Here is a 25886-nt window from a genome sequence, read left to right on the forward strand (position 1 = left end):
CAACGGGGTACGGCCGGGACGCGCGGAGGTGACGCGATGACGGGACGGGTCTTCCCGCCGGGATTCCTGTGGGGGTCGGCGACGGCGGCGTACCAGATCGAGGGGGCGGCCCGGGACGACGGCCGGTCCCCCTCCATCTGGGACACCTACAGCCACACCCCGGGGCGGACGCTGAACGGGGACACCGGCGACGTGGCCGCCGACCACTACCACCGGTCGGCGGAGGACCTGGACCACATGGCCCGGCTGGGGCTGGGGGCGTACCGGTTCTCGATCTCCTGGCCCCGGGTGTTCCCCGGCGGGCGGCGCAACCAGCGCGGGGTGGACTTCTACTCCCGCCTGGTGGACGGCCTGCTGGAGCGCGGCATCCGGCCGGTGGCCACCCTCTACCACTGGGACCTGCCGCAGGACCTGGAGGACGCCGGCGGCTGGCCGGTCCGGGACACCGCGCTGCGCTTCCAGGAGTACGCCGCCGACATCGTCGGCGCGCTCGGGGACCGGGTGCACACCTGGACGACGTTCAACGAGCCGTGGTGCTCGGCGTACCTCGGCTACGCCTCGGGGGTGCACGCGCCCGGGCGTACCGAGCCGGCCGCCGCACTGGCCGCGGTGCACCACCTGAACCTGGCGCACGGCCTGGCCGGGCGGGTGGTCCGGGAGCTGGCCCCGACGGCCGAGCTGTCGGTGACGTTGAACCTGCACGTGATCCGCCCGGCGTCCGGCTCGGAGGCCGACGCCGACGCGGTACGCCGGATCGACGCGCTGGCCAACCGGGCGTTCCTCGGGCCGATGCTGGACGGGGCGTACCCGGCGGACCTGCTCGCCGACACCGCGAAGGTGACCGACTGGTCGTTCGTGCGCGACGGCGACGAGCGCACCGCTGCGGTGCCACTGGACGTGCTCGGCGTCAACTACTACTCGACCACGCTGGTCCGGGCCTGGGACGGGGTGTCGCCCCGGTCGGACGCCGACGGGCACGGCCGCTCCGCGCACTCCCCCTGGGTCGGCGCGCAGGACGTGGACTTCCTGCCCCAGCCCGGCCCGTACACGGCGATGGGCTGGAACATCGACCCGAGCGGGATGACCGAGCTGCTGCTGCGGCTGCACGCGGAACACCCGGACCAGCCGTTGATGATCACCGAGAACGGCGCGGCCTTCGACGACGTGGTCACCCCGGACGGGGCGGTGCACGACGACCGCCGGGTCGACTACCTGCGCCGGCACGTCGACGCCGTCGGGGTGGCGATCGACCGGGGCGCGGACGTGCGGGGCTACTTCGTCTGGTCCCTGCTGGACAACTTCGAGTGGGCGTACGGCTACGACCGCCGGTTCGGCATCATCCGGGTCGACTACGACACCCTGACCCGGATCTGGAAGGACAGCGCGCACTGGTACCAGCGGCTGGCGGCCACGAACGCCCTGCCGGGCTGACCGGGACTGTCGGTGGGCCGGTCTAGGTTGAGCCGGCAGGCCCACGACGGACAGGGGAAGAGATGACCACGCTGGAGAACCGCCCGAACACCGCGCTGCTCGTCGTCGACGTGCAGAACGACGTCGTCGGCGGGGCATACCGCCGCGACGAGGTGGTGGCCACCATCGCCGACCTGGTGGAGAAGGCCCGCCGGGAGGGCGTCGCGGTGGTCTGGGTGCAGCACTCGGACGCGGGGTTGGAGCACGGCAGCGACGCGTGGCGGATCGTGCCGGAGCTGGTGCCGGCCGAGGGCGAGCCGATCGTGGAGAAGCACTACGGCGACTCGTTCGAGGACACCACCCTGGAGGCGGTCCTGGCCGACCGGGGCGTCGGGCGGCTCGTGGTGGCCGGCGCGGAGACCGACGCCTGCATCCGCTCGACGTTGCACGGCGCGTTCGTCCGCGGCTACGACACCACGCTGGTGGGCGACGCGCACACCGCGGGTGACAAGACGGCCTGGGGCGCGCCGCCGGTCGAGCAGGTGGTCGCGCACACCAATCTGTACTGGGGGTTCCAGTCCGCGCCGGGGCGGGAGGCCGGCACGGTGGAGGCCAAGGAGGTCGACTTCGGGGCGCCGGCCTGAGGGCTGAGGCTCCGCGTCAGACGCCGACGCGCTGCTCGGGCACGGTCAGGCCGTAGAGCAGCATGAGCTCCGGGCTGTCCACCCGGCTGCCGTCGGCGACCGTGTCGCAGGCGATGTCGACGATCTGGTCCTTGTGCGCGAGCAGGTAGGGCCGGGCACCCACGTCGGCGCTGGCCAGGGTGGCGATGCCCGGCCAGTGCCGGCGCCCGAAGAGCATCGGGTAGCCACGCAGCCCGCTGTAGGTGGCGCAGACCAACACGTCCGGGTACGGCAGGGCGGTGACCCGGCGTACCGCGGCGGCGGTCAGGCCGGGCATGTCCACCGGCACCACCACGACCGCCTCGATGCCCTCGTCGGTGAGGGCGGCCAGCCCGGCGCGGATCGACGAGCCGACGCCGGTGCCCCAGGCGCGGTTGACCACGACGGTGGCACCGGTCAGGTCGGTCGTCTCGCGGACCTGTTCGGCCGCCGCCCCGAGCACGACCACGACCTGCCCGCAGCCCGCCTCGGTCATCGTGTCGATCATCCGGTTCACCAGGGGGCGCTCCCCCTGGTGCAGCAGCGCCTCGGGGCCACCGATACGGCGTCCGCCTCCCGCTGCGATGATCATTGCTGCGATCCGGTTCAGCTGTGCCCCCTCGACCGTGGGGACCGGCCGGGCGCGCAGGCGTCCGGTCCGTCCCGTCGTACGCACACCGGGCCCAACGAGCGCCGCCGGGACGGGGTAGCGGGGCAAATCGGAAATAATGCCGCTAGGCGGCGTCGGCGTAACAGTCGACGATGGACATGTCCAGCGGAAACCTGACCGGGGTCTCGCCGAACAGCAGCGCGGTCGCCCGCTCGCCGCAGCGCGTCACCGCCTCGGCCACCGCCTCCGCCTGCTCGGCCGGGCAGTGCACCACCACCTCGTCGTGCTGGAAGAAGACCAGCTCGGCGGGGGTGCGGGCGAGCGCCGTACGCAGCACCGCCAGCAGGGTGGAGGCCCACTCGGCGGCGGTGGCCTGGATGACGAAGTTGCGGGTGAACCGGCCCCGGGACCGGGCCGCCCGGGCTCCCGGGCTCTGCGGGTCGGCCACCGGCTCCGGGTCCAGCCCCGGCAGGCCGTCGCCGAAGCCGGCCGAGCCCGGCGGGCAGGTACGCCCCAGCCACGACCGGACCAGCCCGCCCGCCTCCCCCGTGCGGGCGGCCGCCTCCACGTGGCCGAACGCGACCGGATAGTTGCGCCGCAGCACGGCCAGCGCTGGCACGGCGGCACCACCGGTCTGCCCGTACATCGCGCCGAGCAGGGCCACCTTGGCCTTCGCCCGGTCACCGCCGAACGCGTCCCGGGCCAACGCCGCGTAGAGGTCGCCGGCCCCACCGGCCGCCGCCAACCGGGCGTCCCCGGAGACCGCGGCGAGCACCCGCGGCTCCAACTGGCCGGCGTCGGCGACCACGAACCGGTGGCCCGGGTCGGCGACGACCGCCCGCCGGATCACCTTGGGGATCTGCAACGCGCCCCCACCCCGGGTGGCCCACCGGCCGGAGACCACCCCGGCCGGCACGTACTCGGGGCGGAAGCGACCGCCGGCCACCCAGGCGTCCCGCCAGGCCCAGCCGTGCGCCGTCCAGATCCGGTAGAGCTCCTTGTATTCCAGCACCAACGGCACCGCGGGATGGTCGACGCCGCGCAGCACCCAGGCCCGGGTGTTGGGCAGCTCCACCCCGGCGCGGGCGAACGCCCGGATCAGCTCGGCCGGTGAGTCGATGTGCAGGCCGGGCACCCCGAGCAGCTCGGCGATCCGGGCCGACAGCTCGGCCAGCCGGCGCGGCTGACCGCCCACCGGGGAGGGTCCGCCGAGCAGCTCGGTGAGGATCGCGTCGTGCACGTCGACCCGCCAGGGCAGGCCGGCGGCGCCCATCTCGGCGGCCACCAGCACGCCGGCCGACTCGGCGGCGACCAGCAGCCGGAACCGGCCGGGATGCTCGGTCGCCGCGATCCGGGTGAGCTGGTCTGCGTACACCCGGGTCAACGCCGTGATGCCCGGGCCCGGCGGCCCGGACGGGGTGTCGAAGAGGGCGCCCTGGGCATGGCCGGGCGGCTCGGGCTGGCGGGGCGGCGGGTCCGCCGGCACCGGCGCGCCGCTGAGCCGGGCCCAGGCCGCGGCGAGCGAGCGCGGCTCGCCCCAGCGGCCGGCGTGGCCGAGCAGCAGCGCCTCGGTCAGCTCCACGTCGTGGCAGCGGTCCAACCGGATCCCGGCGCGCAGCAGCGCCGGATAGATCGCGGCGCCGGTGGCCCAGACCCAGCGCGGGCGGTCGGCGGCCTCCCGGGCGGCGACCGCCGCGACCAGGTCGGTGACCGGTTCGGCGGGCCCGGCCGGCTGCCCGGCCGCGTCGAGGGGTTGCAGCTCTCCCCCGCCTCGCTCGTCCGACACCACCGCCACCAGCACGGACGCGATTCTGCCTCGGCCCTGCGACAACCCCGGCTCAGGGCCAGAGCGCGGCGACGTGCTCCGCGTGGGCGGCGCCCACCCGACGTCCCTCGCGGGCGGCCGGGCCCCGGGTGGCCGGGGAGAGCGCGTTGACGCCGAACGCCTGGACCGAGGCCGGATCGGCGTCGATCACGTGCACCGCCGCCGGCGCCAGGGTCTCGATCTCCTCGGTGAGGTTCCCCCACGGCTCCGCCGTGGCCGCGAGGACGGGACGGATGATCAGCACGTGCGCGGCACCCGCGGCCAGGTCGGCGTTCGCCGCCGACCACGCGCCGCCGTCCATCAGGCGGCGGTCACCGATGGTGACGACCGGCCACACCCCCGGTACCGCGGCGCTGGCGGCGACCGCGTCGAGCAGGTCGACCCCCGAGTCGCGGGTCAGCACGACCCGCTCGCCGGTGTCGGTGTCGACGGCGGTGACCAGCAGGCGCCGGTCCGGCCACCGCTTGACCGGCAGCCGGGCGTCCACCGCCGCCAACCGCACCGACGGGTGGACGGTGTCGGCGGCCAGCGCCAGCCGGCCGACCCGCCGCCGGGCCTCCTCCGGGGTCGCCGCGCCGGCCATCGCCGCGGCCAGGTCGGCGAGGAGCACGTCGTTGTCGATCTCCACCTCGATCTCGGCGCTGCCCGGGCGCAACTGCGCCTGGTAGAGCTCGTCCAGCGGAACGCCGCTGGTGATCTGGGCCGCGACGGAGGCGCCCGCCGAGGTGCCGACCACCACGTCGGCGGCGAGGATCCGGTCGGTGAGGGCGGGCTCGGCGTCGGCGAGGCCGCGCAGGACGCCGAGTTCCCAGGCGATGCCGGCGACGCCGCCACCGGCCAGGACGAGTGCGGTGCTCACCCGGCCGAGTCTGGCACGGTGGTGGGGAAGGCGGAGGCCCATCCGGCGGACATGCCGCGACCGGACCCCCTGAAAGCGAGATACGCAGTGAACCAGGACCTGCACGTCGAGGTGCCGCTGGTGCGCCGACTGGTCGCCAGTCAGTTTCCCGAGTGGGCCGACCTGCCGATCCGGCCGGTCGACGCGGACGGCAGGGACAACGACGTCTTCCGACTCGGCGGCGACCTCTGCGTGCGGCTTTCCCGCCGGGCACTGGGCGCCCGACACCTGACCACCGAGTGCCGGTGGCTGCCGGTGCTGGCCCCGCACCTGACGCTACCGGTGCCCGTGCCGGTGGGGCGAGGCGTGCCGTCGGCGGAGTACCCGTTGCCCTGGAGCGTGACCCGGTGGCTGCCCGGGCGGACGGCGGCGCTGGAGCCCGTACGCGACGAGATCGGGGCCGCCGACGAACTGGCTCGGTTCATCGCCGCGCTACGGGCGGTCGACCCCACCGGTGGCCCGGCGAGCGAACTGCGTGGCGTACCCCTCCGCGAGCGGGACGCCGCCGTACGAGCGGCGATCGCAGGCGCGACCGACCGTGATCGAGCCGGCCTGACGGAAGTGTGGGACAGCGCCCTCACCGCGCCGCCGTGGACCGGCGCGAGAGGGTGGAACCACGGCGACCTGCACCCGGCGAACCTGCTGGTCGTGGACGGCCGGCTGACCGCCGTCATCGACTTCGGCCTGCTCGGCGTCGGCGACCCGGACGTCGACCTCGCCGTGGCCTGGACGGCGCTCTCCCGACGGGCGCGGGAGCACTTCCGGGCCTCGTCGGGCACCGACGATGCGACCTGGCGTCGGGCCCGGGGCCGCGCCCTCGACTTCGGGCTCATGTGTTCCGCCCACGCGGACCCGCTCACGATCACCGCGCAGGTGGGCCGCCGTACCGTCGACGAGGTGCTCGCCGACGAACCGCGGCCCACGGCGTCGCGGCTTCCGTAGGCGACGGCCGGAAGCCGACCGGCCCCCTCCGGTTCCGTTGTGGCGTCAGGGTCGTACCGGCGGCGCTACTTTCCCACGCCCGCCGTCAGCCCCGACTGAACCTGGCGCTGGAACACGATGTAGACGATCAGCACCGGCAGCATCGCCATCGTGACCCCGGCGAACAGTCCCGACCAGTCCGACTTGTAGCCCTGGTTCACCGACAGCTCGATCAGCCCCTGCGAGATCACCTGGTGCTTCGGCTCCCCCGCCACCGACTGCATCAGCAGGGTGGGCAGGTACCACTGGTTCCACTGGCCGAGCACGTTGAAGATGCCGATGCTGATCAGGCCCGGCTTGGCCATCGGCAGCATGACGCTGAAGAAGAGCCGGCTGTGCGAGGCCCCGTCGACCAGGGCCGCCTCGGCGATCGAGTCGGGCAGCGTCCGGAAGAACGAGTGCATGAAGAAGATGGTGAACGACAGCGACCAGGCGACGTAGACCACGATCAGCATGAGGTGCCTGTTCGGCCCGAGCAGCGGGAAGACGATCCCCATGTTGTAGACGCCCTTGAACAGGGGCACCGCCGCCAGGTAGATCGGCAGGGTCAGGCCGGACAGGAACATGTAGTAGATGGCCCGGTTGCCGCGGAACTCGTACCGGGCCAGCACGTACGCGGCCATCGAGCCGAGCAGCATGGTGAGGGTGACGCTACCGGCCAGCACCAGCACGGTGTTGAGGAAGAACGCGCCCAGGTGTCCCTCGCCCCAGGCCCGGGCGAAGTTCTCGAAGTGCAGCTTGTCGGGGATCAACGACAGCGGCTCGCGGATCACCTCGGAGTCGTCCTTGAGCGCCGACATCACCACCCACAGCAGCGGGTAGATCACCATCAGCGCCCACACCACCAGGAACAGGTGCGAGAAGCCGTTGAAGAAGCGTACGCCGATCCCGGGCCCCACCGGCCGGGACCGCGCGGGCGCGGTGGCGGGCGGGGCCTGGTCCGTGCGGTCGTGCGTCGTGGTGCTCATCGTCCAGACCTCCTCAGTACTCGATCCGCTCACGGCGGGTGATCCGGAGCTGCGCGGCGGCGAGCAGGATCGTGAAGATCGCCAGTGCCACGCCCATCGCGCAGGCGTAGCCGAACTGGCCCTTCTGGAACGCGGTGAAGTTGAGCACCGACGCGAAGATCTCGCTGGCGTGGTCGGGGCCGCCCTGGCTGGGCGTCATCACGAAGACCAGCGCGTACATGTCCAGCGCGATGAAGCCCAGGTAGACCCAGGCCACCGAGATGGTGTCGCGCAGCAGCGGCAGGGTGATCCGGAAGAAGGTGTGGAAGCGGCTGGCCCCGTCGAGGAGGGCCGCCTCGTAGATGTCCTTCGGGATGGACTGCATGGCCGCGGAGAAGAGCACCATGTAGAAGCCGGCGCCGCTCCAGACCGCGATCAGCAGCAGCCACCACAGCACCGCCGGTACGCCGAGGAAGGGCTCCGGGTCGGCGGTGAAGGCGATCGGGTTGTCGGCGTCGACCAGCCCGACCTTGATCAGCAGCCCGTTGATCAGTCCCTGCCCGTCGGTGCGGTAGATCTGCTGCCACATCACCGCGATGACGACCAGTGACAGCACCTGCGGGAAGAAGAAGACGACCTTGTAGAGGCCGGAGCCGAACACCCCCCGGATGCCGGCCCTGTCCTCGCGTCCGCCCACGTTGAGCAGGAACGCGAGGAACAAGGCCAGCCCGATGGTGAACAGCGGCACGGTGATCAGGAAGAACACGTTGTGCCAGAAGGCCTTGCGGATCAGCTCGTCGGACAGCAGCCGGACGTAGTTGTCCAGCCCGACGAACTCCTGCCGGTCGGAGTACCCTCCCCAGTCGGTCAGCGAGTAGCCGGCCGCCTGGGCGAAGGGCCACACCACGTAGAAGAGGTACAGCGCGACGGGCAGGGCCAGGAAGCCCGTGACGAAACGCGCGACACCGTGCCGCATGGGACTCACTTCCTCGTTCAGCGTCAGGCGGTGCGGGTCTGCTTCTTGATCGACGAGTCCTTGGCGACCTTGTCGGCCGCCTGCTGCATCCGGTCGACGAACTGCTGCGCGGTGAGCCGGCCGGCCATCAGCTCCTCGGAGAGGTTCTGGCTCTCCTTGTCCAGGTCGGCGTAGAAGTCCCAGAACTTGGTCTTGATCAGGTCCTTGGGGGCGTTCTTCATCAGCTCGTTGGCGGTGGACAGCGCCGAGTCCTGCACGTTGTCGCCGGAGCCCTTGGTGGAGGCCAGCGACTTGGTCAGCTCGGCGTACTTCGCCGAGCCGGCCTTGGAGAGCACCGCCCGCAGGAACTCCTTGGCGGCGGCCTTGTTCGGCGCCTTGCTCGGCACCACCAGGCCCTCGCCGGCGCCGGCGAAGACGTCCTTGGGCGCCTTGTCGCTGGCGCCGAGGCCCCAGTAGTCCGACAGCTTCATCTCGAAGCCCGGCGGGATGGTGGAGGCCATCTCGTTCTTCAGCCAGGTGCCGACCTGGATGAAGGCGGCCTTGCCGTCCAGCCACGCCTGCTGCGACTGGGTGTGGTTGAGCTTGCCCGGCAGCAGCAGCTTGTCCTTGACCAGCTTCTCCCAGGCCTGGAGCGCCGGCAGGATCCCGTCGGCCTTCCAGGCGTTCTCCTTGAGGTTGTCGATGTCGACCACGGCCTGCTTGCCGGCGGACTTCCAGATGGTCGCCATCAGCGCCCAGCGCGGGTAGTAGCCGTGCACCGCGTCGTGGACGTACGGCGCGATGCCCTTGGCCTTGATCTTCGGCGCGAGGGCGAAGAACTCGTCGAAGGTGGTCGGCGGGGTCCAGCCCTCCTTGTCGAAGAGCGCGCCGTTGTACCAGTTGCCCCAGACCGTGAAGGCCACGTTGACGACGTAGAACTTGCCGTCGAAGGTGCCGTCCTCGCGGGTGCCGGGCAGCAGGGTGTCGCCCACCGTGCCGCCGCCCTCCCAGGCCGGCGCGGCGAGCACGTCGTCCAGCGGCTCGATCGCGCCCTCGTTGATCAGCGTGCTGATGTCCATCATGTCGGCGCCGGAGTTCATCACCAGGTCGCTCGGCTGGGTGGCCATCTTCGGCTGCTCTTCGGTCTTGATCTTCTGGGTGGAGCTCATGTTGACCGTGACGTTCGGGTGCTTGCCGTTGAAGACGACCTTGTCCTCCTTGGCCCACTGGTCGCCGAGGCCGCCGTTGAAGATGACCACCTTGACCGCGCTGCCGTCCTTGACGCCGAACGGGTTGTCCGCGCTGGTGGTCCCGCCACCGCTCTCGGTGGACTTGGCCGGCTCGCTGCCGGCGCAGGCGCTGAGCAGGCCGGCGGCCGGGGTGACGAGCAGGCCCGCCGCGGCGGCGCGGCGCAGCAGGGAACGGCGGCTCAGGTCGGCCGGGTTCTCGGGGATAACCGCCATCTCGATCTCTCCTTGTGGTGTTGGGGCGAGGTGGAATGCGTCCGCGATCACGGGGTGACCCCCTTCGCGGCCTTGTGCCCGTCGACGGCCTGGGCGGTACGCCGGAAGGCCGCGTGGGCGCGGTCGTGGGTGCGCTGGGCGACCGCGATGTAGAGCAGGTCGAGCACCACCAGCTGGGGATGCCGCGCGGAGAGCGCGTCGGGCCGGAAGCTGGTGGCCTGGCTGGCGGTGAGGAGCACGACGTCGGCCAGCTCGGCCAGGGGCGAGCGGGGGAAGCCGGTCAACGCGACGGTGGTGGCGCCGCGGCTGCCCGCCTCGGCGAGCATCTCGATGGTCTCCCGGGTCTGCCCGGTGTGTGAGACCCCGAGGCCGACGTCGCCGGGGCCGAGCAGCGCGGCCCCGGCCAGCCCCTCGTGCACGTCGCTCCAGGCCCACACGGCCACTCCGATGCGGTGCAGGCTGGCCTGCATCTCGGTGCCGACCAGGGCGCTGCCGCCGGCGCCGAAGATGGCGACCCGGGTGGCCCCGGCGATCGCCGTGGCGGCCCGCTCGACCTCGGCGAGGTCGAGCCGGGCGGCGGTGTCGTGCATGGCCCGGGTGTCGGCGGCCATGATCTGGTCGAGTACGCGGGACAGCGGGTCGCCGGGCTCGATCTCGCGCCCGATGTCCACGGTCCAGCCGGCCGAGCGGGCCCGCCCCGTCTCGGCGGCGATGCCGAGGCGCAGGTCGGCGTAGCCGTCGAAGCCCATCGCCCGACAGAACCGGGTGATCGTGGCCGGCGACGTGCCGCTGCGCTCGGCCAGCTCCACGATGGTCGCCCGGGCCGCCGCCTCCGGGTCGCTGAGCACGTGCTCGGCGACCCGGCGCAGCGCCCCGGTCAGCTCCTCCGTGCCGGCCCGGACCCTGACCAGCACGCCCTCGGCGACGGTGGCGCCCGTCGCGCCCCGCCGCTCCGCCACGTCGGCGTCGACCAGGGCGGTCCCCGCGCCGGTGTCCACCTCGTGTTCGGCCATCGAGAGCCTTTCGGAAAGAGTGTTAACTGTTAGTGGTAAAAGTTCTTACTGAAGGCCCCTTCCTGTCAAGAGCGTGGGCGAAGTTTTCAAACCGTTACCTGGGACACACCGTCGACCGGGCCGCCGGTCTTGCCCGCCGACGCGGCGCCGACCAGCATGAATGCTTCCCACACCCGAGCCAGGGAGGCCGCACCGGATGTCCGGCACCATCGTGGTCGGCCTCGACGTCGGGGGTACGTCCACCCGCGCGGTCGCCCTCACCCTGACCGGCGAGCGGGTCGGCAGTGGCCGGGCCGGCGGCGGGAATCCGACCACCCACGGCGCCGACGCGGCCGCCACGCAGCTGCTCGCCGCGCTGAACGCCGCACTGGCCGACGTGGACACCGCCGCCGTGCGCGCCGGCACCATCGGGCTCGCCGGGGCGGGCCGGCTGCTCGCCGACCCCGACGGCCGGGCCGCCTTCGACCGGGCCTGGCGCGAGGCGGGCCTGCGCTGCCCGTACGCGGTGCACGGCGACGCCCTGGTCGCGTACGCCTCGGGCAGCCCGGCCCCGGACGGCACGGTGCTCGTCGCCGGCACCGGCGCGATCGCCGCGCAGGTCCGCGACCTGCGCCTGGACCGGGTGGCCGACGGGCACGGCTGGCTGCTCGGCGACGCCGGTTCGGGCTTCTGGCTCGGCCGGGAGGCGGTCCGCCGCCTGCTGGCCACCCTGGACCGGGGCGAGCACCCCGGCCCGCTCGGCCGCGCGGTACTCGCGGAACTCCTCGGCACCGACGAGGTGGCCGCCCGTCCCCGGGCAACCGTGGACGCCGTGGTGCAGACGGTCACCCGGCGGCCCCCGGTGGAACTGGCCCGGCTGGCTCCCTTGGTGGTGACCGCCGCCGCCGAGCACGAGCCGGTCGCCGGCTCGTTGGTCGCCGAGGGCGCCGCCCACCTCGCCGAGACCGCCGGCCGGATCCGGCCGGCCGGATCGACCGAGCCGCTGGTGCTCGGCGGCGGGTTGCTGACCGCGGACACCCCGCTGGCCGCCGCGGTACGCGCCGAACTCGCCCGCCGCTGGCCGGACGCGCCGGTGCGTACCGCCGGGGACGGCGCCGCCGCCGCGGCCTGGCTCGCAGCCCGCGACCTGCCCGAGGTCACCGACCCCACCACCCTGCACGCCCTGATGGTGCGGCCGCCGGCCTGACCGGCTGGCACACCCCACCGGGACGGTCCGCACGCGGCGCCGCAGCGGACGTGCCCGTCGACGGCGTGCGGCCGGACCACCGGGACCCTGGCGGCAGGGTCCGCGACGATCAGGGCGGGAGGGATTCCAGGGTGGCCGAGAGGCGGCGCCAGACGTGGGAGCGCCAGCCGCCGCCGAGCAGGGTGGCGGTGCGCTGCTGGAGGGGGTCGTCGGGGTCGAAGCCGGAGTGGACCAGGAACAGCCGGGTGCCGTGGCCCTCGGGCACCAGGGTCCACGCGACCTCGGTGTCCAGCGTCCCGCCGCGCCAGGACCAGCGCAGCCGGCGCGGCGGGTCGAGTTCCAGCACCTCGCACCGGATCACGCCGTCGAAGCCCTGGTCGGGGCGGGGCGCGGCCCGGAAGGTGAACCGGTGCCCGGGCACCGGCGCGAAGTCGTTCGGCATCAACCAGCGCGCGAGCAGATCAGAATCGGTCAACGCCCGCCATACCTTCGTCGGTGGGTGCGGGAGGAAACCGTCGACCTCGACGGTGGTGGGCTCAGTCATCCGGCATCTCGTCCAGCACGGCACGCAGGCCGGTCATCCGCTCCCGCCAGAACCGCTCGTACGGGGTGAGCCAGTCGGCGAGCTCGCGCAGCGGCTCCGGACGCAGCGCGTAGAGCCGCTGCCGGCCGACCGGCCGCTCGGTGACCAGCCCGGCGTCCTTGAGCACCCGTAGATGCTCAGACAGACTGGGGCGGCGCATCTCGAAGTGGTCGGCGAGCCGCTGCACCGGCTGCTCGCCCCGGTCCCGCAGCAGTCGCAGCACCTCCCGGCGGGTGGGGCTGGCCAGCGCGGCGAAGACGTCCACCTCAGACCCGGGTGGACTGGAGGACGATGCCGTTGCCGTCCGGGTCGGTGAAGGTGGCGTACCGACCCCAGGGCGCCACCTGGATGCCGCCGTCGGCGAAGGCGACGCCCCGCCCCCGCAACCGGGCCACGTCGCCGTCGAGGTCGTCGGTCTCCAGCACCAGGCCGCGCAGCGATCCGGGCGGCATGGTCGGGAACCAGGTGACCAGCGTCAGCGCGGTGGGGGCGTCCTTCGGAGCGACCTGGATCCAGCGGCCGTCCGGGCCCATCGGGTTGTCGAAGACCAGGTCGAAGCCGAGCACGTCGACGTAGAAGTCGCGGGCCCGGTCGGGGTCGGTGACGGGTACGGAGACGAGCTTCACGTGGGTCACGGTCATGACGCCCAGGATAGGTAGGAGATTTCCTACCGGTCAAGCGGTCGGCGGCATCCACGGACCGGCCCGTCCGGAGCGCCGAGCTGGCCTAGCCTTGGTCCATGCGCCGCCTCCGGCAGCTCGCCGAGCGCACGCCGGCCGGGCGGGAGCGCTACGCCGACCTGCTCCGCGCGCTCGCCATCACCATGGTCGTGATCGGTCACTGGGGCATCACCGTCATCACGTACGACGCCGCCGGCCGGCCCACCGGGCACTCCGCGCTGGGCGACCTGCCCTGGGCCTGGCCGCTGACCTGGGTGGCCCAGGTGATGCCGGTCTTCTTCCTGGTCGGAGGCTTCGCCAACGCCGCCTCGCTGGCCGCCCACCGGCGCCGGCAGCCCGGCCCCGGCGCGGCCACCGGCTGGCTGGTCGACCGCAGCGCCCGGCTGGTCCGGCCGACCACCGCCCTGCTGGTGGTGCTCGCCGGGGGAGCCGCGGTGGCCTCGCTGGGCGGGGCGGACCCCGCGCAGGTACGCGAGGTGGTCTGGTTCGCCACCATCCCGCTCTGGTTTCTCGTGGCGTACCTGGTGGTGGTCCCGCTGACCCCACCGATGTACGCGTTGCACCGCCGCTTCGGGCTGGCCGTGCCGGCGGTGCTGGTCGCTCTGGTGGCGCTGGGCGACCTGGGCCGGCTGCTCGGGCCGGCCGGGCTGGCGGGCGGCAACTACCTGTTCGGCTGGCTGGCCGTGCACCAGGTCGGCTTCGCCTGGTACGACGCCCGCGACCCCGAACTGCCCCGGCGCCGACGACTGCCGCTGACCCGACGGGCCGGCGCGGTCCTGCTCACCGCCGGGCTGGTCGCGTTGGTGCTGCTGACCGTCGTCGGGCCGTACCCGGTGGTGATGCTGAACGTGCCGGGCGAGCGGCTGGACAACGCGGCCCCGCCCAGCGTGGCCCTGCTGGCAGCGTTCACCGCCCAGCTGGGGTTGATCCTGCTGCTGCGCGGGCCGGCGCAGCGGTGGCTGCGGCGCGGCGGCCCGTGGCAGGCGGTGATCGCGGTCAACGCGGTGGTGCTGACCGTCTTCCTGTGGCACCTCACCGCCGCGATCCTGCTGATCGGGCTGCTGGACGCCCTCGGCGTGCTGCCCACCCCGGCCGTCGGCACGGCGGCCTGGTGGGCCTGGCGGGTGCCCTGGCTGCTCGCCCTGGCCGTGGTGCTCTCCGCCCTGGTCGCCGTCTTCGGCCCGATCGAGGCCCGCACCCGCCGCGGCGCCCGCTCGCGGGCCCGGCCCGACGGACCGGTGGCGGTGCGGACCGGGCTCGCCGTGGCCGGGTACGCGGGGGTGGTCGCCGGGCTGCTGCTGAACAGCCTCACCCGCAAGTCGCACCCCGAGCCGTTGGGGCTGCCCGCCCCGGCGCTGGTGGCGTACCTGGCCGGGGCGGGACTGCTGCGGCTGCTCAGGTCTGGGTGGGGAAGCCGAGGTTGACCCCACCGTGGCGGGGATCGAGCCAGCGGCTGGTGACCACCTTTCCGCGGGTGTAGAACCGCACCCCGTCGTCGCCGTGCGCGTGCAGGTCGCCGAAGAGGGACGCCTTCCACCCGCCGAACGAGTAGTACGCCATCGGCACCGGGATCGGCACGTTGACGCCGACCATCCCCACCTCCACCTCGTGCTGGTAGCGCCGGGCGGCGCCGCCGTCGTTGGTGAAGATCGCCGTGCCGTTGCCGTACGGGTTGGCGTTGACCAGCTCCACCGCCTCGTCGTACGAGCCGACCCGCACGACACTGAGCACCGGGCCGAAGATCTCGTCGGTGTAGATCGACATGTCCGGGGTGACGTGGTCGAAGAGGGTCGGGCCGAGCCAGAACCCGTCCGCGTCGCCGTCCGGGGTGACGTCGCGCCCGTCCACCACCGGCACGGCGCCCGCCTCCACCCCCGCGGCCACGTAGGAGCGGACCTTCGCCGCGTGCGCAGACGTGACCAGCGGGCCCATGTCGCAGCCGCGCCGGCCGTCCCCGGTGCGCAACCCGGCCATCCGTTCGGCGATCTTCCCGACCAGGGCGTCGGCGACCGGCTCCACCGCCACCAGCGCGGAGATCGCCATGCACCGCTCCCCCGCCGAGCCGAAGCCGGCGTTGACCGCCGCGTCGGCGGCCAGGTCCAGGTCGGCGTCGGGAAGCACCACCATGTGGTTCTTCGCCCCGCCGAGCGCCTGGACCCGCTTGCCGGCCAGCGAACCGCGCTGGTGCACGTACCGGGCGACCGGGGTGGAGCCGACGAACGACACCGCCCGCACCGCCGGGTGGTCCAGCAGCGCGTCGACCGCCTCCTTGTCGCCGTTGACCACGTTGAGCACCCCGTCGGGCAGGCCCGCCTCGGCGAACCACCCGGCCAGCAGCAGCGCCGCGCTCGGGTCCTTCTCGCTGGGCTTGAGCACCACCGCGTTTCCGCAGGCCACCGCCACCGGCACGAACCACAGCGGCACCATCACCGGGAAGTTGAACGGCGAGATCACCGCGACCACGCCGAGCGGCTGGCGCAGCGTGTACGAGTCGACCTCGGTGGAGACGTTCTCGCTGAACCCGCCACGCAGCGCCGAGGGGATGCCGCAGGCGTACTCGATCACCTCCAGGCCGCGCTGCACCTCCCCGGCGGCGTCGGCGAGCACCTTGCCGTGCTCGGCGGTGATCACCTCGGCGAGCCGCTCCCGGCGGGCCGAGACCAGCTCCCGGAAGGCGAACAGCACCGCCGTGCGCCGGGACAGCGAGGCGTCGCGCCAGCCGCGCGCCGCCCGCTCGGCGGCCTCGACCGCCCGGTTGACGTCCGCGGCGGAGGCCAGCTCCACCGCACCGGTACGCCGCCCGGTCGCCGGGTCGAAGACGTCACCGTGCCGCTCCGACCAGCCGGTGACCCGCTTGCCGTCGACGAAGTGCCCGATCCGGTTCATGAGGCGCTCACCGCGCTGTGGATCGCGTCCACGAGGATCGCCAGGCCCTCCCGGGCCTCCTCCTCGGTCAGGGTCAACGGCGGGCCCATCCGCACCACGTTGCCGTACAGGCCGCCCTTGCCAACCAGCAGGCCGCCGGCCCGGCAGGCCTCGAAGACCCGGCCGGTCAGCGCGGCATCCGGCTCGGTGGTGCCCGGGCGGACGAACTCGACGGCCAGCATCAGGCCCTTGCCGCGTACCTCGGCGACCTGATCCAGATCGGCCACGGCGGCCCGCAGGCCGTCGGCGAGGATCGCGCCGACCCGGGCGGCGTTGGCCTGGAGGTCGTGGTCGCGCAGGTAGTCCAGGACGGCGTTGCCGGCGGCGGCGGAGACCGGGTTGCCGCCGAAGGTGGAGAAGCTGATCGCCGGGACCGACTCCAGCACCTCGGCCCGACCCACCACGCCGGCCAGGGCGAACCCGTTGCCGACGCCCTTGGCGAAGGTGAGCAGGTCCGGGGTGACGCCGTGCGCCTGGTAACCCCAGAAGTGCTCCCCGGTCCGCCCCCAGCCGGTCTGCACCTCGTCGGAGACCAGCAGGATGCCGTGCTCGTCGAGCACCTTCTTCCAGGCCGCGAAGAGCCCGTCCGGCGGGGCGACGAAGCCGCCGACGCCCTGGATCGGCTCGGCGATCAGGCAGGCCACGTCGCCGGAGGTCTGGGTGGCCAGCACCTCGCGCAGGTCCTCCACCGCGGCGTCGATCCGGTCGGCCTCGTCGAGCCGGGCCAGCAGGCCACGGACCCGCTCCCCGGAGTGCAACCAGGCCACCTGCAACGGGTTCAGCGCGCTCGCCGTCCAGTTCCGGTTGCCGGTCACGCCCATCGCAGCGTACGACCGGCCGTGGTAGCTGTTGCGCACGGCGAGGATCTGGTGCGAGCGGCGGTGGTTGGTCGCCACCAGCAGGGCCGCCTCGTTCGCCTCGGTGCCGGAGTTGGTGAAGAAGACCCGGGCGTCCGGGATGCCGGAGAGCCGGGCCACCTTCTCGGCCAGCTCGACCTGCTGACGGATCAGATAGAGGGTGGAGCTGTGCACGATGCCGGTACGCAGCTGCCGCTCGACCGCCTCGCGGATCTCCGGGATGTCGTAGCCGAGCATGTTGGTCAGCACGCCGCCGAAGAAGTCCAGGTAACTGCGCCCCTGCGCGTCGGTCACCCGCCGCCCGGAGCCGGCGACCAGCTCGATCGGATCGTCGTAGTAGAGCGGCATCCAGGACGGGAGCACGGCCCGGTGCCGGGCCAGCAGGTCGTCGGTCATCGTCGTCCCCTCGGGTTCGCGGTGATCGAACGCTTTCACCACCGCCACCGGCCGGACAAGAGTCAACGTGTCGCGGGAGGACACGGCCGCCCTGACAGAACGTCAACGCTTTCCGTCGCCGGACGGCAGCGCCGCCGCGGTTGCCGTCGCCTCAACCCTCGACAGCCCCCATTTTCCGTACCGAACCGTCGACCAGCAGGTCGTGCAGTCCCCAGGCGAGGGAACCGGCGGACCAGGAGGTGTTGGCGAGGATCGCCACGTCGGTGCCGCTGTCCGGATAGTGGTAGAGACGGGCGCTGACGCCGTCCTCCTCACCGGTGTGGCCCCAGCGCACCACGGCGCCGTCGTCGTCGAGGATCGACATGACGCCGAAGCCGTACCGCCAGCGGTAGCCGCGGACCTTCCCGTCGTGTTCGGCGACGCGGGGGGCCAGCATCGCGGCCGAGAAGGCGGGATCCAGCAGCGTGCCGGTGCGCAGCGCCTCGGTGAAGGCGACCAGATCGGCGGCGGTGGAGGTGGCGCCGCCGTCGGCGGCGGGCGCGGGCGTCGTGGAGTAGACGTTGCGCCGCCAGCCGGCGACCGCGCCGGCGTCGTCGCGTACGGGAAGGTAGCCCTCGGCGACCCCCGGCGCGACGTCGTCGAGCGCGACCAGGTCGGTGTGGCGCATCCCGGCGGGCCGGAACACGTGGTCACGCAGGTGCTCGGCGAAGGGTGCGCCGGTGAGCCGTTCCACCAGCAGCCCGAGCAGGAGGTAGCAGGCGCCGTTGTACTCGTGCCGCTCGCCCGCCGGGAAACGGGGCGGCTTGCCGGTGAACAGCGGAAGGTAGTCGGCGTTGTCGCGGAGCAGGTAGATCGGCTGACGGCGGAGCAGCTCGGCCCAGTTCGCCTCCCAGTCGCCGGTCTCGTCGAACCAGTCGGCGATGCCGGCGGTCATGGTGAGCAGGTGCTCCACGGTCACGTCGGGGGGAACCGTCACGTCGGTCAGCCCGAGCAGATCGACGATCCGGTCGGTGAGGCCGATCCGGCCCCGCTGCACCAGTTGCAGGACCGCCACGGCGGTGAACATCTTCGAGACCGAGGCCACCCGGAACCGGGTGTCCATCCTGTTCGGCACCTGCCACGTGCGGTTGGCCAGCCCGACCGCCTCGGCGTGCAGCACCGCGCCGGCGCGGCCGACCAGCACCACCCCCGAGAAACCGTCCGTGTCCACGGCGTCGCGCACCAGCGCCGACACCGCCTCGTCACGTGCTTGTCCGTGCATGCTCGCTCCACCCCATGGGGTGCCGTGGCGTCCGACGCCGACCGCACAATTGATCTTCAAGCCCGGCAACGCTAGCTCACGTCGCCGCAGCCAGACACCGGTTTACCGGCACGGGCCCGGGCCGGCCGACGACGGGTACGATCCGAGCCGTGTCGCAGCGCCCCGCCCCGCAGCCCGGCCACGCCGGCGCGACGGGTCCGCCGCTACCGGGGGCCCCACCGGCCGGCGCCGTCGACACCCTGGACCGGGAGATCGACCGTTGGCTCGCCAGCCCCGAGCTGCGCGGCCTGGTGCGGCGGTTCGGCGGCCGCTGGCCCGCCGGTGACCTCGGCGCGGTGCTGGCCGGGCTGGACGACTTCTCCGCCCGGCACTGGGACTTCCGGGCCGGGGCGGAACGGCCCGACGCGCGGGAACCGGCCCTCGACCCGGTCACCATCCGGCTGGTCCGTGCCGCCGCCGACGCGCTGGGCCTGGTCCGGCCCGCGCCGCCGGCCCACCCCGGCTACCGGCACCTGGTCGTGCTGGGTGGGCTGGCCCACGCCTGCCTGCGCCGGGTGGCGTACGCCGGGCACCTGTTGTCCACCGTGGAGATCACCGGCGAGGTGGCGGTGCTGGGCAGCTGCCGGCCCCTCTCCGTGCCGGAGCGGCAGGTACTCGACGCAGCCGACGTGCCGGGCTGTGCCACCGAGGTGGACGTCCTGGACCTGGCGGTCCGCCGGAGCTTCCGGGTGGCGGAACCGGCCGAGGAGGACGGGTACGACGGCGGGCACCCGCACCACTCCTGGTCGTCGCGCACCTACCGCCGGGCCGGGCTGCCAGCGGTGCGGGTGCTCGCCGCGCCGTCGAGCGAACCGGACCGGCGCCGGGCGCACACCGCCGACACCCAGCGGTTCTGGGCCGAGCACGTACGGCTGCGCGCCGGTGACCGGGTGCTGATGGTGACCGCGCCGATCTACGTGCCGTTCCAGCACTGCGACGCGCTGCGTACCCTCGCCCTGCCGTACGGCTGCGGCGTCGACACGGTGGGGGTCGATCCGCGGCTGGCCGTCTCCGTCCCGGTGCCCGAGCCGACGCTCACCCCCGGGCGCTACCTCCAGGAGATCCGGTCGGCGATCCGCTCGCTGCGCGCCCTGCACGCCGCACTGCCCGGCCGCTGACGGGCCGGGCAGCGCGTCGCGCGGGTCGGGTCAGTTGACGTAGACCGGGCTGCCGGCCCGGGTGGTGTCCTTCACCGGCGAGTACCGGATGCTGAGGTACGAGGTGGTGAAGCAGGTGCTGGGTCCGGAGGACTTGGTGAGCGCCTGGTTGGTGAAGACGATCGAGTTGGTGGAGTTGAGCGCCGAGCCGTTCAGGCTGGTCGCCTTGTAGACGCAGGTGATCGGGCCGAGCAGGGTGTTGAGCACGACGGTGCTCTGGATGGAACCCGTGATGGTCACCGCGCCGGCGCTGGTCACCGAGGTGCTGTACGGCAGGTTGTTGACGGTGATGCTGCTGACGCCGGTCGTACCGATCACGTTGGTGGTGCAGCTGCTGAACGTCTGGCCGGTGAGGCTCTCGGTGGCCGTGCCGGGGGCGGCGGGGTTGGTCAGCACCTTGGCGCTGAAGCTGGACGCCGCGCACCTGATGCCGGTGGTGCCGGTGGTGGTCGAGTAGAACGTGGCGTTGGTGCCGCTGGCCAGGCTCGCCTGGATGACGTCGCCGACGACGACGGCGCTGCCACCGACGGTGCCGTAGGTCAGCACGGAGGAGGCGAGCGAGGCGGCCGGGGCGGCGGTGGCCGGGGCGGCGCCGATCAGGCTGGTCAGCAGCGCCGCGGCGGCGAGGCCCGCGCCGATTCGTCCGTACCTGGGCATGGTGGGGTCCTTCCGGTGGTGGGACGGGTGGTCGGGCCGCGCGGGTACGCCGACCGGCGCGGACCGGGGCCGGCGGTGCGCCGGCGGTGGGGGTGGCCGTCCGGAGGGGACGGTCGGTGTGGGGACGCCGCCGGGCTGTCGACAGGCATGGTCCTGCCGGTGGGGCCCGGTCAGCGCGGCGGTCGCGGTGGCGCACTGCGGCGTGGCCGCGTCACCTGCGCCTTTCCCGTCTTGGGCGGGCGGTGCTGGCCGGCGATAATGACAGCCATCGCGCCCTCCCTCGACGAGTCTCCGGTGCCGCGACCCGGTGAGATCACCAACCGTGACCAATCCTCTACGCAGAGTTATAAACCCCGGAGAGTCGCAAAGTCAATGCATCAAAGGAGGTCGATCAGGTGACCGCTCCGCGCCGACCGCGACCGGCGCCCGCACCCCTGCCGGGCGCCCGCCCCGGCCGCGACCCCGACCGGGCGATCAAGCGCGGACCGCGCCGGGTCTCCGCCGAGGTCGTCGCCGCCACCCAACGGGACCGCCTCTACGACGGGCTGGTGCAGGAGGTGGCGACGAAGGGCTACGACAACGCCCGGGTCACCGACATCTGCCGCGCGGCCGGGGTCACCCGCCCCGCCTTCTACGCGCTGTTCACCGGCAAGGAGGACGCCTTCCTCGCCACCTACCGCCACGGCATCGCCGTGGTGTCGCAGCTGATGGAGAGCGCCTACCGGGAGGCCGGGCCGGACTGGCCGGACGCCGCCCGGGCCGCCCTGCGTACCCTGCTGGAGATCCTGGCCAGCGTGCCGGCGTTCGCCCGGATGGCCCTGGTGGAGGTCGACGCCGCCGGTCCGGTCGCCCGCCGCGAGCGCGACGCCCTGCTCACCAGCTTCCGCCGGTTCTTCGCCGACGCCGGCCCGGCGCCGCACCCCGGCGACCTCGACCGGGACCTGCTGGTGTCCACCGTGGTCGGCGGCCTGCACGCCACCATCCGCGCCCGGGTCGCCCGGGGGCCGATCGAGGAGCTGCCCCTGCTGCTGCCGGTGCTCACCTACGCGGCGGTCGCCCCCTTCCTCGGCCCGGACGCCGCCGCCCGGGCCACCCGTCCGGTGAGCCCCGGGGACGGACCGGCCGCCGCCGCACCCTGCGCCGGGCCGCCGCCCTCGACGCCGCATCCGGACGTCATCGTCGCGGCACCCGGCACGGTCGGCGGAGCCCGCGCCGACTGATCGGAAACCGCAGGAGTTTTTCACCGTTGGCCGCATTTCGCAGATGCCGCCCAACGCCCCCCGGTCACTCACCGTTGACCAGGCTTTTACCCAGCGGTAACTTCGGCCTGCGCCCCAGGCGCGGCACCATGCGCAACCGATTCAGGTCTCTTCCGTCACCGGCCTTCGCGCCGATGAATTGATCTCGAAAAGGAGCCGCCATGTCGGAGCAGATCGCACCCGTCGAGCCGGCCCCGCCGCGCAGCGGGGTCCGCTGGCGCCGCTTCGCCGCCACCTTCGGCATCGTGTCGGTCGGCGCGGCCGGGATGATCGCGCTGACCGCGCAGGGCGCGCTCGGCGCGCAGTTCGCCATCTCGGGCATGCCGTTCACCGTCACCGCCGACCGGCTCGACGGCACCGGCTTCGAACAGTTCGCCACCATCGACCACATGATCGAGAACAGCCCCAACGAGGGCGACACCGGCGGCCAGGTGCTGGTGATGGTCTCCGCCATCAACCAGGCCAAGCTGACCAACCTCTGCCAGAGCATCAGCCTGGGCGGCATCAACCTGCGGATCACCGCCGGCGACGCCGGCAAGCCGGTCAGCGCGAAGACCCTGGTCGTCGACGGCGACTCGGTCGCCGGCAACGCCTCGTTCACCAACATCAACGTCGGCCAGGACGCCAGCACCCTCGACCAGGTCCCCGGCGTACGCGGCAACCCGGGGGTCTTCTCCCAGCAGGCCGACACGGTGACCATCACCAACCTGCGGCAGAACAACTACGCCACCACCGCCGCCGTGTTCACCCTGCCCAACCTGCACATGTCGTTCAGCCCCGACGGATGCTGACATGACCGTCGAGGAGCCCGCCCTCCGCCACCCCGGGGGCCGGTGGCGCCGGTGGCGACGCGCTCGCCCGTTCACCGCCGGGATCCTGATCGCCCTCGGCGGCGCCGAGATGCTGGTGACGCTCCGCGCGCCGCTGGGGGTGCTGCTGCACGTCGGGCCCCAGGGGCTGGCCGCGTACCTGGTGCCGATGATCCTGGTGCTCTGCGGCGTCCTGCTCGTCGCCACCCCGCAGCAGCGGGTCTTCTACGCCGTGCTCTCGCTGCTGCTGGGACTGCTCTCCTGGCTGACCTCCAACCTGGGCGGCTTCGTCGTCGGCATGCTCCTCACCCTGGTCGGCGGGGCGCTCGCCTTCGCCTGGACGTCCGACAAGCGGCCCGCCGCGCAGCGACCGGCGTCCGGCGCGCCCGCGCCGCCGGCTCCCCGGGAACCCGAGGACGTCGGCACCGCGTTGCTGCCCGGCGGGGAGCCGCGGATCCCGGCCGAACGGGAGACCTAGACGCCGCCGCACCCGCGCCGACACCCCACCGGTCGCGTCGACGCCGGCCGGCCCGCTGCCGATGGGCTGGCCGATCGCCGGTACCGTCCTGGTGCTCGTCGTCGGGATCGTGCGCCTCACCGTCCTCGGCTCGGGTCTGACCCTCCAGCCACCACCCCGGGGGGACGCGTCGATGGGCTGGTCAGCCTCGCGCTGTCCCCGCGGGCCCATGAGAGGATTGCGCCCATGGGGAAGCAGCAGGACGTCGGCGGGCCCGATCGTCACAGCGGGTCGGACACCACCGCGCAGGGCACGGCCGGGGGCAGCGAGGACGGCCGGCTCGCCCTCGCGCAGGACCCTGCCACGCCACACCTGACCCTCATCGACCTGGCAACCGACCCGTCAGCCGTGGTCCGCAAGGCGGTCGCGGCCCGGGCCGACGCGCCCGCGCAGGCCCTCCGACCGCTGACCCGGGACCAGGACCGTGACGTCCGGGAGGCCGTGGCGAGGAACCCGGCCACCTCGATCGCCAACCTCGTGCGGCTGGTCAAGGACGCCGACCGATGGGTCCGCTGGGCGGTCGCCGGCAACCCGGCGTGCGACGAGTCGGTTCGCCGGCTGATGTCGGAGGCGCCCGACAAGGAGCTTCGGGGCCTCCTCGCGGAGACGCGCGAGCTGGAGCCCGAGTTGGCCGCCAAGCTGACGGACGACGTCTCACCCGAGGTGCGGGAACGACTCGCCACCCACACCGACGACCCCGACGTGATCACCGCTCTGCTCGCAGATCGCACCGCGCGCGTACGCAAGGGGCTCGCCCGCAACCCGCGGACCACCGCCGAGCAGCGCAGCGCGCTCGCCCAGGACCCGGTGGTCGACGTTCGGGCCGCGCTGGTCCGCGCGGTCGAGCTGGACGAGGCGGCTCTGGAGCGCCTGGTCGACGACCGCGCGGTGCAGGTACGCCTGGCGATGGCGCAGTCCGAGGCCGTTCCGCCGCACATCCGGCGGGCCCTGGAGCGCGATCCCGACGCCGCGGTGGCCGAGGCGGCGCGCGGTTTCCGCCCGGCGTCCGGCAACTCCTCGGTGGTACGCGCTCCCCGCGTCGGTCACCGGCCCTCCGGCACCGGCCCGGGTCGACGGGGCGGCGCGGCACGCTGACGGTCCTCGACGGCCGCGACCAGTTCGCCGACTTCATCACCGACTTCTTCGCCGACCCGGGCTGGAGCCAGAGCTTCACCGAACTCACCCGGCACGTCGAGGGTTGCCGGAGCGGGTTCGTGCTGTTCGACTCCGTCTACCGGGTCCCCGCCCAGGACCGGATGTCGCCGCTGGTCATCGGGGTCACGTTCAGCTACGAGCACGGCCGCTGGCTCGTACTGCACAACCAGGACAGCAACGGCCCGGCGAGCTGACGGGGGGCCGTCCCGCACCGGTCGCGGTGCGGGACGGCGGCCGGCCTCAGGGCGCGGTGTCGGCGACGGCCTTGGCGAAGACCTCGGAGCGGTGCTCGAAGTTGCGGAACCGCCCGTAGCTCGGGGCCGCCGGGGAGAGCAGCACCACCCCGCCGGCCGGGGTCAGCTCCCGGGACCGCCGCACCGCGTCCACCAGGTCCTCGACCACCTCGGTACGCACCGCGGGCAGCCCGGCGAGGGCCTCGACGATCCGCGGGCCGCTGTCCGGGATGCCGAGCACGGTGATCTCCCGGTCGGCCAGGTGCGCGCGCAGCGGGCTGTAGTCCAGCCCCCGGTCGGTGCCGCCGACGATCACCGTCAACGGCCGCCCCTCGTACGCGTCGATGGCGTGCATGGCCGCGTACGGGCTGGTGGCCAGGGTGTCGTCGACGAAGGTCAGGCCGGACGGGTCGACGATCTCGGTGAGCCGGTGGGCCAGCCCCTGGAACTCGGCGACGGCGACGGCGAGGCTGTCCCGGCGGGCGACCACGTCCACGCCGAGCGCGGCCAGCACCGCGATGGCCACGCAGAGGTTGCCCTCGTTGTGCCGCCCGACCAGCGGCAGCACGGCGCGCGGAAAGAGCGGCCGGTCGGCCAGGTGGAACCAGGGGGCGCCGTCGGGGCCGGTCGCCACGTTCGCGGTGTCCGGGGTGCCGGCCCGGACCGCCCGCCGGTCGCCCAGCTCCAGGGCCAGCCGGGGGTCGGCACCGTTGACCACGACCGTCTCCGGCCCGTACGCCAGCAGGTTGAGCTTGTCCCGGTAGTACTCCCGCTCGCCGCCGTGCGCGTCGAGGTGCTCGGGGAAGAGCGCGGTGACCACCGCGACCCGCGGCGAGTCGGTCAGGTCGGCGCACTGGTAGCTGGAGAGCTCCAGCACGTACAGGTCGGCCTCGGGCAGGTCGAGCAGGGGCACGCCGATGTTGCCGCCGAAGACGTTGGGCCGGTCCATCGCGGTGAGCAGGTGGCTGATCAGGCTGGAGGTGGTGCTCTTGCCCTTGCTGCCGGTGACCCCGACCGTCCGGTCGGCGTGCTCGGCCATCCACAGCGCGCTGCCCTGGGTGACGGTCGCGCCGCGCCGGCGCAGCTCCACCATCCACGGGTGGGTGCTCGGCACCCCCGGGGAGCGGACCACCACGTCGGCGGCGGCCAGCCGGTCGAACGCCTCCTCGCCGGTGACCAGCGGCGCGGCCTCGGCGAGCGGCCCCTCCCAGGGCAGGGTGAGGAAGTTCGCGCTGTCGTCCACGGCGACCAGGTCGGCGGGGGCGTGCGCGGCGATCGCGGTCACGGCGGCCCGGCCCTCCCGGCCGGCTCCCCAGACGGCGACTCTTCGTCCGCGCAGGTCAGACAGGCGCACAAGCTCTCCTCGGGGGTCACGGTGACGGCGGGCGGTGTGGTGCGACACAGCCGG

The 25886-nt window shown here is 73.4% G+C and carries 26 protein-coding genes; 11 read left to right on the forward strand and 15 right to left on the reverse strand.

Annotated elements, in window-relative coordinates:
- Positions 1 to 36 precede the first annotated feature (36 nt).
- Positions 37 to 1431, forward strand: coding sequence for a GH1 family beta-glucosidase (locus tag GA0074704_RS21310; protein ID WP_088972137.1), 1395 nt, complete (start codon positions 37 to 39; stop codon positions 1429 to 1431).
- A gap of 62 nt (positions 1432 to 1493) precedes the next feature.
- The gene (locus GA0074704_RS21315; protein ID WP_088972138.1) at positions 1494 to 2054 is read left to right on the forward strand and encodes an isochorismatase family protein; all 561 of its coding nucleotides are present in this window, start codon (positions 1494 to 1496) and stop codon (positions 2052 to 2054) included.
- A 16-nt stretch (positions 2055 to 2070) separates the two neighbouring features.
- On the opposite strand, the gene GA0074704_RS21320 is transcribed toward GA0074704_RS21315, so the two are convergent.
- The 3 genes from GA0074704_RS21320 to GA0074704_RS21330 all read right to left on the reverse strand — a co-directional run bounded on the left by GA0074704_RS21320 (position 2071) and on the right by GA0074704_RS21330 (position 5366).
- Positions 2071 to 2664, reverse strand: coding sequence for a nucleotidyltransferase family protein (locus tag GA0074704_RS21320; RefSeq protein WP_088972139.1), 594 nt, complete (start codon positions 2662 to 2664; stop codon positions 2071 to 2073).
- Between the two features lie 142 nt (positions 2665 to 2806).
- Positions 2807 to 4513, reverse strand: coding sequence for a bifunctional 3'-5' exonuclease/DNA polymerase (locus GA0074704_RS21325; RefSeq protein WP_088972140.1), 1707 nt, complete (start codon positions 4511 to 4513; stop codon positions 2807 to 2809).
- A gap of 7 nt (positions 4514 to 4520) precedes the next feature.
- Complete coding sequence (locus tag GA0074704_RS21330) at positions 4521 to 5366, reverse strand: patatin-like phospholipase family protein (protein ID WP_197697562.1); 846 nt, start codon at positions 5364 to 5366, stop codon at positions 4521 to 4523.
- Between the two features lie 87 nt (positions 5367 to 5453).
- Here GA0074704_RS21330 and GA0074704_RS21335 point away from each other — a divergent pair, with 87 nt between their 5' ends.
- Entirely contained in the window at positions 5454 to 6347 is an 894-nt protein-coding gene (locus GA0074704_RS21335; protein WP_197697563.1) for an aminoglycoside phosphotransferase family protein, read from the forward strand.
- Positions 6348 to 6412: 65 nt separating this feature from the next.
- On the opposite strand, the gene GA0074704_RS21340 is transcribed toward GA0074704_RS21335, so the two are convergent.
- From GA0074704_RS21340 to GA0074704_RS21355, 4 genes are read right to left on the reverse strand one after another with little or no spacing between them, the layout of a single operon-like run.
- On the reverse strand, positions 6413 to 7354 hold the full coding sequence (locus tag GA0074704_RS21340; RefSeq protein WP_088972143.1) for a carbohydrate ABC transporter permease: 942 nt from the start codon (positions 7352 to 7354) through the stop codon (positions 6413 to 6415).
- Positions 7355 to 7367: 13 nt separating this feature from the next.
- Positions 7368 to 8309 (reverse strand): carbohydrate ABC transporter permease, encoded by a 942-nt coding sequence (locus GA0074704_RS21345; protein WP_088972144.1) that lies wholly within the window; start codon positions 8307 to 8309, stop codon positions 7368 to 7370.
- A gap of 23 nt (positions 8310 to 8332) precedes the next feature.
- Entirely contained in the window at positions 8333 to 9751 is a 1419-nt protein-coding gene (gene ngcE, locus GA0074704_RS21350) for an N-acetylglucosamine/diacetylchitobiose ABC transporter substrate-binding protein (protein WP_088972145.1), read from the reverse strand.
- A 47-nt stretch (positions 9752 to 9798) separates the two neighbouring features.
- Positions 9799 to 10764 carry a MurR/RpiR family transcriptional regulator gene (locus GA0074704_RS21355; protein ID WP_088972146.1) on the reverse strand — a complete coding sequence of 322 codons (966 nt, stop codon included), beginning with the start codon at positions 10762 to 10764 and terminating at the stop codon, positions 9799 to 9801.
- A 196-nt stretch (positions 10765 to 10960) separates the two neighbouring features.
- On the opposite strand from GA0074704_RS21355, the gene GA0074704_RS21360 reads away from it, so the two are divergent.
- Positions 10961 to 11950, forward strand: coding sequence for an N-acetylglucosamine kinase (locus GA0074704_RS21360; RefSeq protein WP_088972147.1), 990 nt, complete (start codon positions 10961 to 10963; stop codon positions 11948 to 11950).
- Between the two features lie 109 nt (positions 11951 to 12059).
- On the opposite strand, the gene GA0074704_RS21365 is transcribed toward GA0074704_RS21360, so the two are convergent.
- The 3 genes from GA0074704_RS21365 to GA0074704_RS21375 are packed head-to-tail and all read right to left on the reverse strand — an operon-like array spanning position 12060 to position 13174.
- Positions 12060 to 12494 (reverse strand): SRPBCC family protein, encoded by a 435-nt coding sequence (locus tag GA0074704_RS21365; protein WP_088972148.1) that lies wholly within the window; start codon positions 12492 to 12494, stop codon positions 12060 to 12062.
- Positions 12487 to 12798 (reverse strand): ArsR/SmtB family transcription factor, encoded by a 312-nt coding sequence (locus GA0074704_RS21370; RefSeq protein ID WP_088972149.1) that lies wholly within the window; start codon positions 12796 to 12798, stop codon positions 12487 to 12489. Before GA0074704_RS21370 ends, GA0074704_RS21365 begins: the two co-directional genes overlap by 8 nt.
- Before the next feature lies 1 nt (position 12799).
- Positions 12800 to 13174 (reverse strand): glyoxalase superfamily protein, encoded by a 375-nt coding sequence (locus GA0074704_RS21375; RefSeq protein ID WP_088972150.1) that lies wholly within the window; start codon positions 13172 to 13174, stop codon positions 12800 to 12802.
- A gap of 98 nt (positions 13175 to 13272) precedes the next feature.
- On the opposite strand from GA0074704_RS21375, the gene GA0074704_RS21380 reads away from it, so the two are divergent.
- A complete protein-coding gene (locus GA0074704_RS21380) occupies positions 13273 to 14637 on the forward strand; it encodes an acyltransferase family protein (protein WP_088972151.1) in 1365 nt (454 codons plus the stop codon).
- Here GA0074704_RS21380 and GA0074704_RS21385 read toward each other — a convergent pair.
- The 3 genes from GA0074704_RS21385 to GA0074704_RS21395 form a co-directional block, all read right to left on the reverse strand.
- Positions 14609 to 16099 carry a CoA-acylating methylmalonate-semialdehyde dehydrogenase gene (locus tag GA0074704_RS21385; protein WP_088972152.1) on the reverse strand — a complete coding sequence of 497 codons (1491 nt, stop codon included), beginning with the start codon at positions 16097 to 16099 and terminating at the stop codon, positions 14609 to 14611. The two genes, GA0074704_RS21380 and GA0074704_RS21385, sit on opposite strands and share 29 nt — an antisense overlap.
- Positions 16096 to 17391, reverse strand: coding sequence for an aspartate aminotransferase family protein (locus tag GA0074704_RS21390; RefSeq protein WP_088972153.1), 1296 nt, complete (start codon positions 17389 to 17391; stop codon positions 16096 to 16098). Before GA0074704_RS21390 ends, GA0074704_RS21385 begins: the two co-directional genes overlap by 4 nt.
- A 151-nt stretch (positions 17392 to 17542) precedes the next feature.
- On the reverse strand, positions 17543 to 18652 hold the full coding sequence (locus tag GA0074704_RS21395) for a serine hydrolase domain-containing protein (protein ID WP_088972154.1): 1110 nt from the start codon (positions 18650 to 18652) through the stop codon (positions 17543 to 17545).
- A gap of 149 nt (positions 18653 to 18801) precedes the next feature.
- Between GA0074704_RS21395 and GA0074704_RS21400 the strand changes: the two genes are divergently transcribed.
- Positions 18802 to 19809, forward strand: coding sequence for a hypothetical protein (locus GA0074704_RS21400; RefSeq protein ID WP_231926625.1), 1008 nt, complete (start codon positions 18802 to 18804; stop codon positions 19807 to 19809).
- 30 nt (positions 19810 to 19839) lie between these two features.
- Here the strand turns inward: GA0074704_RS21400 and GA0074704_RS21405 are convergent, their stop codons facing one another.
- On the reverse strand, positions 19840 to 20505 hold the full coding sequence (locus tag GA0074704_RS21405; protein WP_088972155.1) for a Tat pathway signal sequence domain protein: 666 nt from the start codon (positions 20503 to 20505) through the stop codon (positions 19840 to 19842).
- Positions 20506 to 20900: 395 nt separating this feature from the next.
- Between GA0074704_RS21405 and GA0074704_RS21410 the strand changes: the two genes are divergently transcribed.
- From GA0074704_RS21410 to GA0074704_RS29700, 5 genes are all read left to right on the forward strand, one after another.
- Positions 20901 to 21725, forward strand: a complete 825-nt coding sequence (locus GA0074704_RS21410) for a TetR/AcrR family transcriptional regulator (RefSeq protein ID WP_088972156.1) — start codon at positions 20901 to 20903, stop codon at positions 21723 to 21725.
- A 200-nt stretch (positions 21726 to 21925) separates the two neighbouring features.
- Positions 21926 to 22555 (forward strand): DUF6230 family protein, encoded by a 630-nt coding sequence (locus GA0074704_RS21415; protein ID WP_088972157.1) that lies wholly within the window; start codon positions 21926 to 21928, stop codon positions 22553 to 22555.
- A 1-nt stretch (position 22556) separates the two neighbouring features.
- Positions 22557 to 23051 carry a DUF6114 domain-containing protein gene (locus tag GA0074704_RS21420; protein ID WP_231926627.1) on the forward strand — a complete coding sequence of 165 codons (495 nt, stop codon included), beginning with the start codon at positions 22557 to 22559 and terminating at the stop codon, positions 23049 to 23051.
- A gap of 225 nt (positions 23052 to 23276) precedes the next feature.
- A complete protein-coding gene (locus GA0074704_RS21425) occupies positions 23277 to 24185 on the forward strand; it encodes a hypothetical protein (protein ID WP_088972158.1) in 909 nt (302 codons plus the stop codon).
- Positions 24186 to 24304: 119 nt separating this feature from the next.
- The gene (locus GA0074704_RS29700) at positions 24305 to 24439 is read left to right on the forward strand and encodes a hypothetical protein (RefSeq protein WP_269458905.1); all 135 of its coding nucleotides are present in this window, start codon (positions 24305 to 24307) and stop codon (positions 24437 to 24439) included.
- 46 nt (positions 24440 to 24485) lie between these two features.
- Here the strand turns inward: GA0074704_RS29700 and murD are convergent, their stop codons facing one another.
- Positions 24486 to 25832 carry a UDP-N-acetylmuramoyl-L-alanine--D-glutamate ligase gene (gene murD / locus GA0074704_RS21430; RefSeq protein ID WP_088972159.1) on the reverse strand — a complete coding sequence of 449 codons (1347 nt, stop codon included), beginning with the start codon at positions 25830 to 25832 and terminating at the stop codon, positions 24486 to 24488.
- Positions 25833 to 25886 lie beyond the last annotated feature (54 nt).

This window comes from Micromonospora siamensis, assembly GCF_900090305.1.
In the GTDB taxonomy this organism is placed as follows: Bacteria; Actinomycetota; Actinomycetes; order Mycobacteriales; family Micromonosporaceae; genus Micromonospora; species Micromonospora siamensis.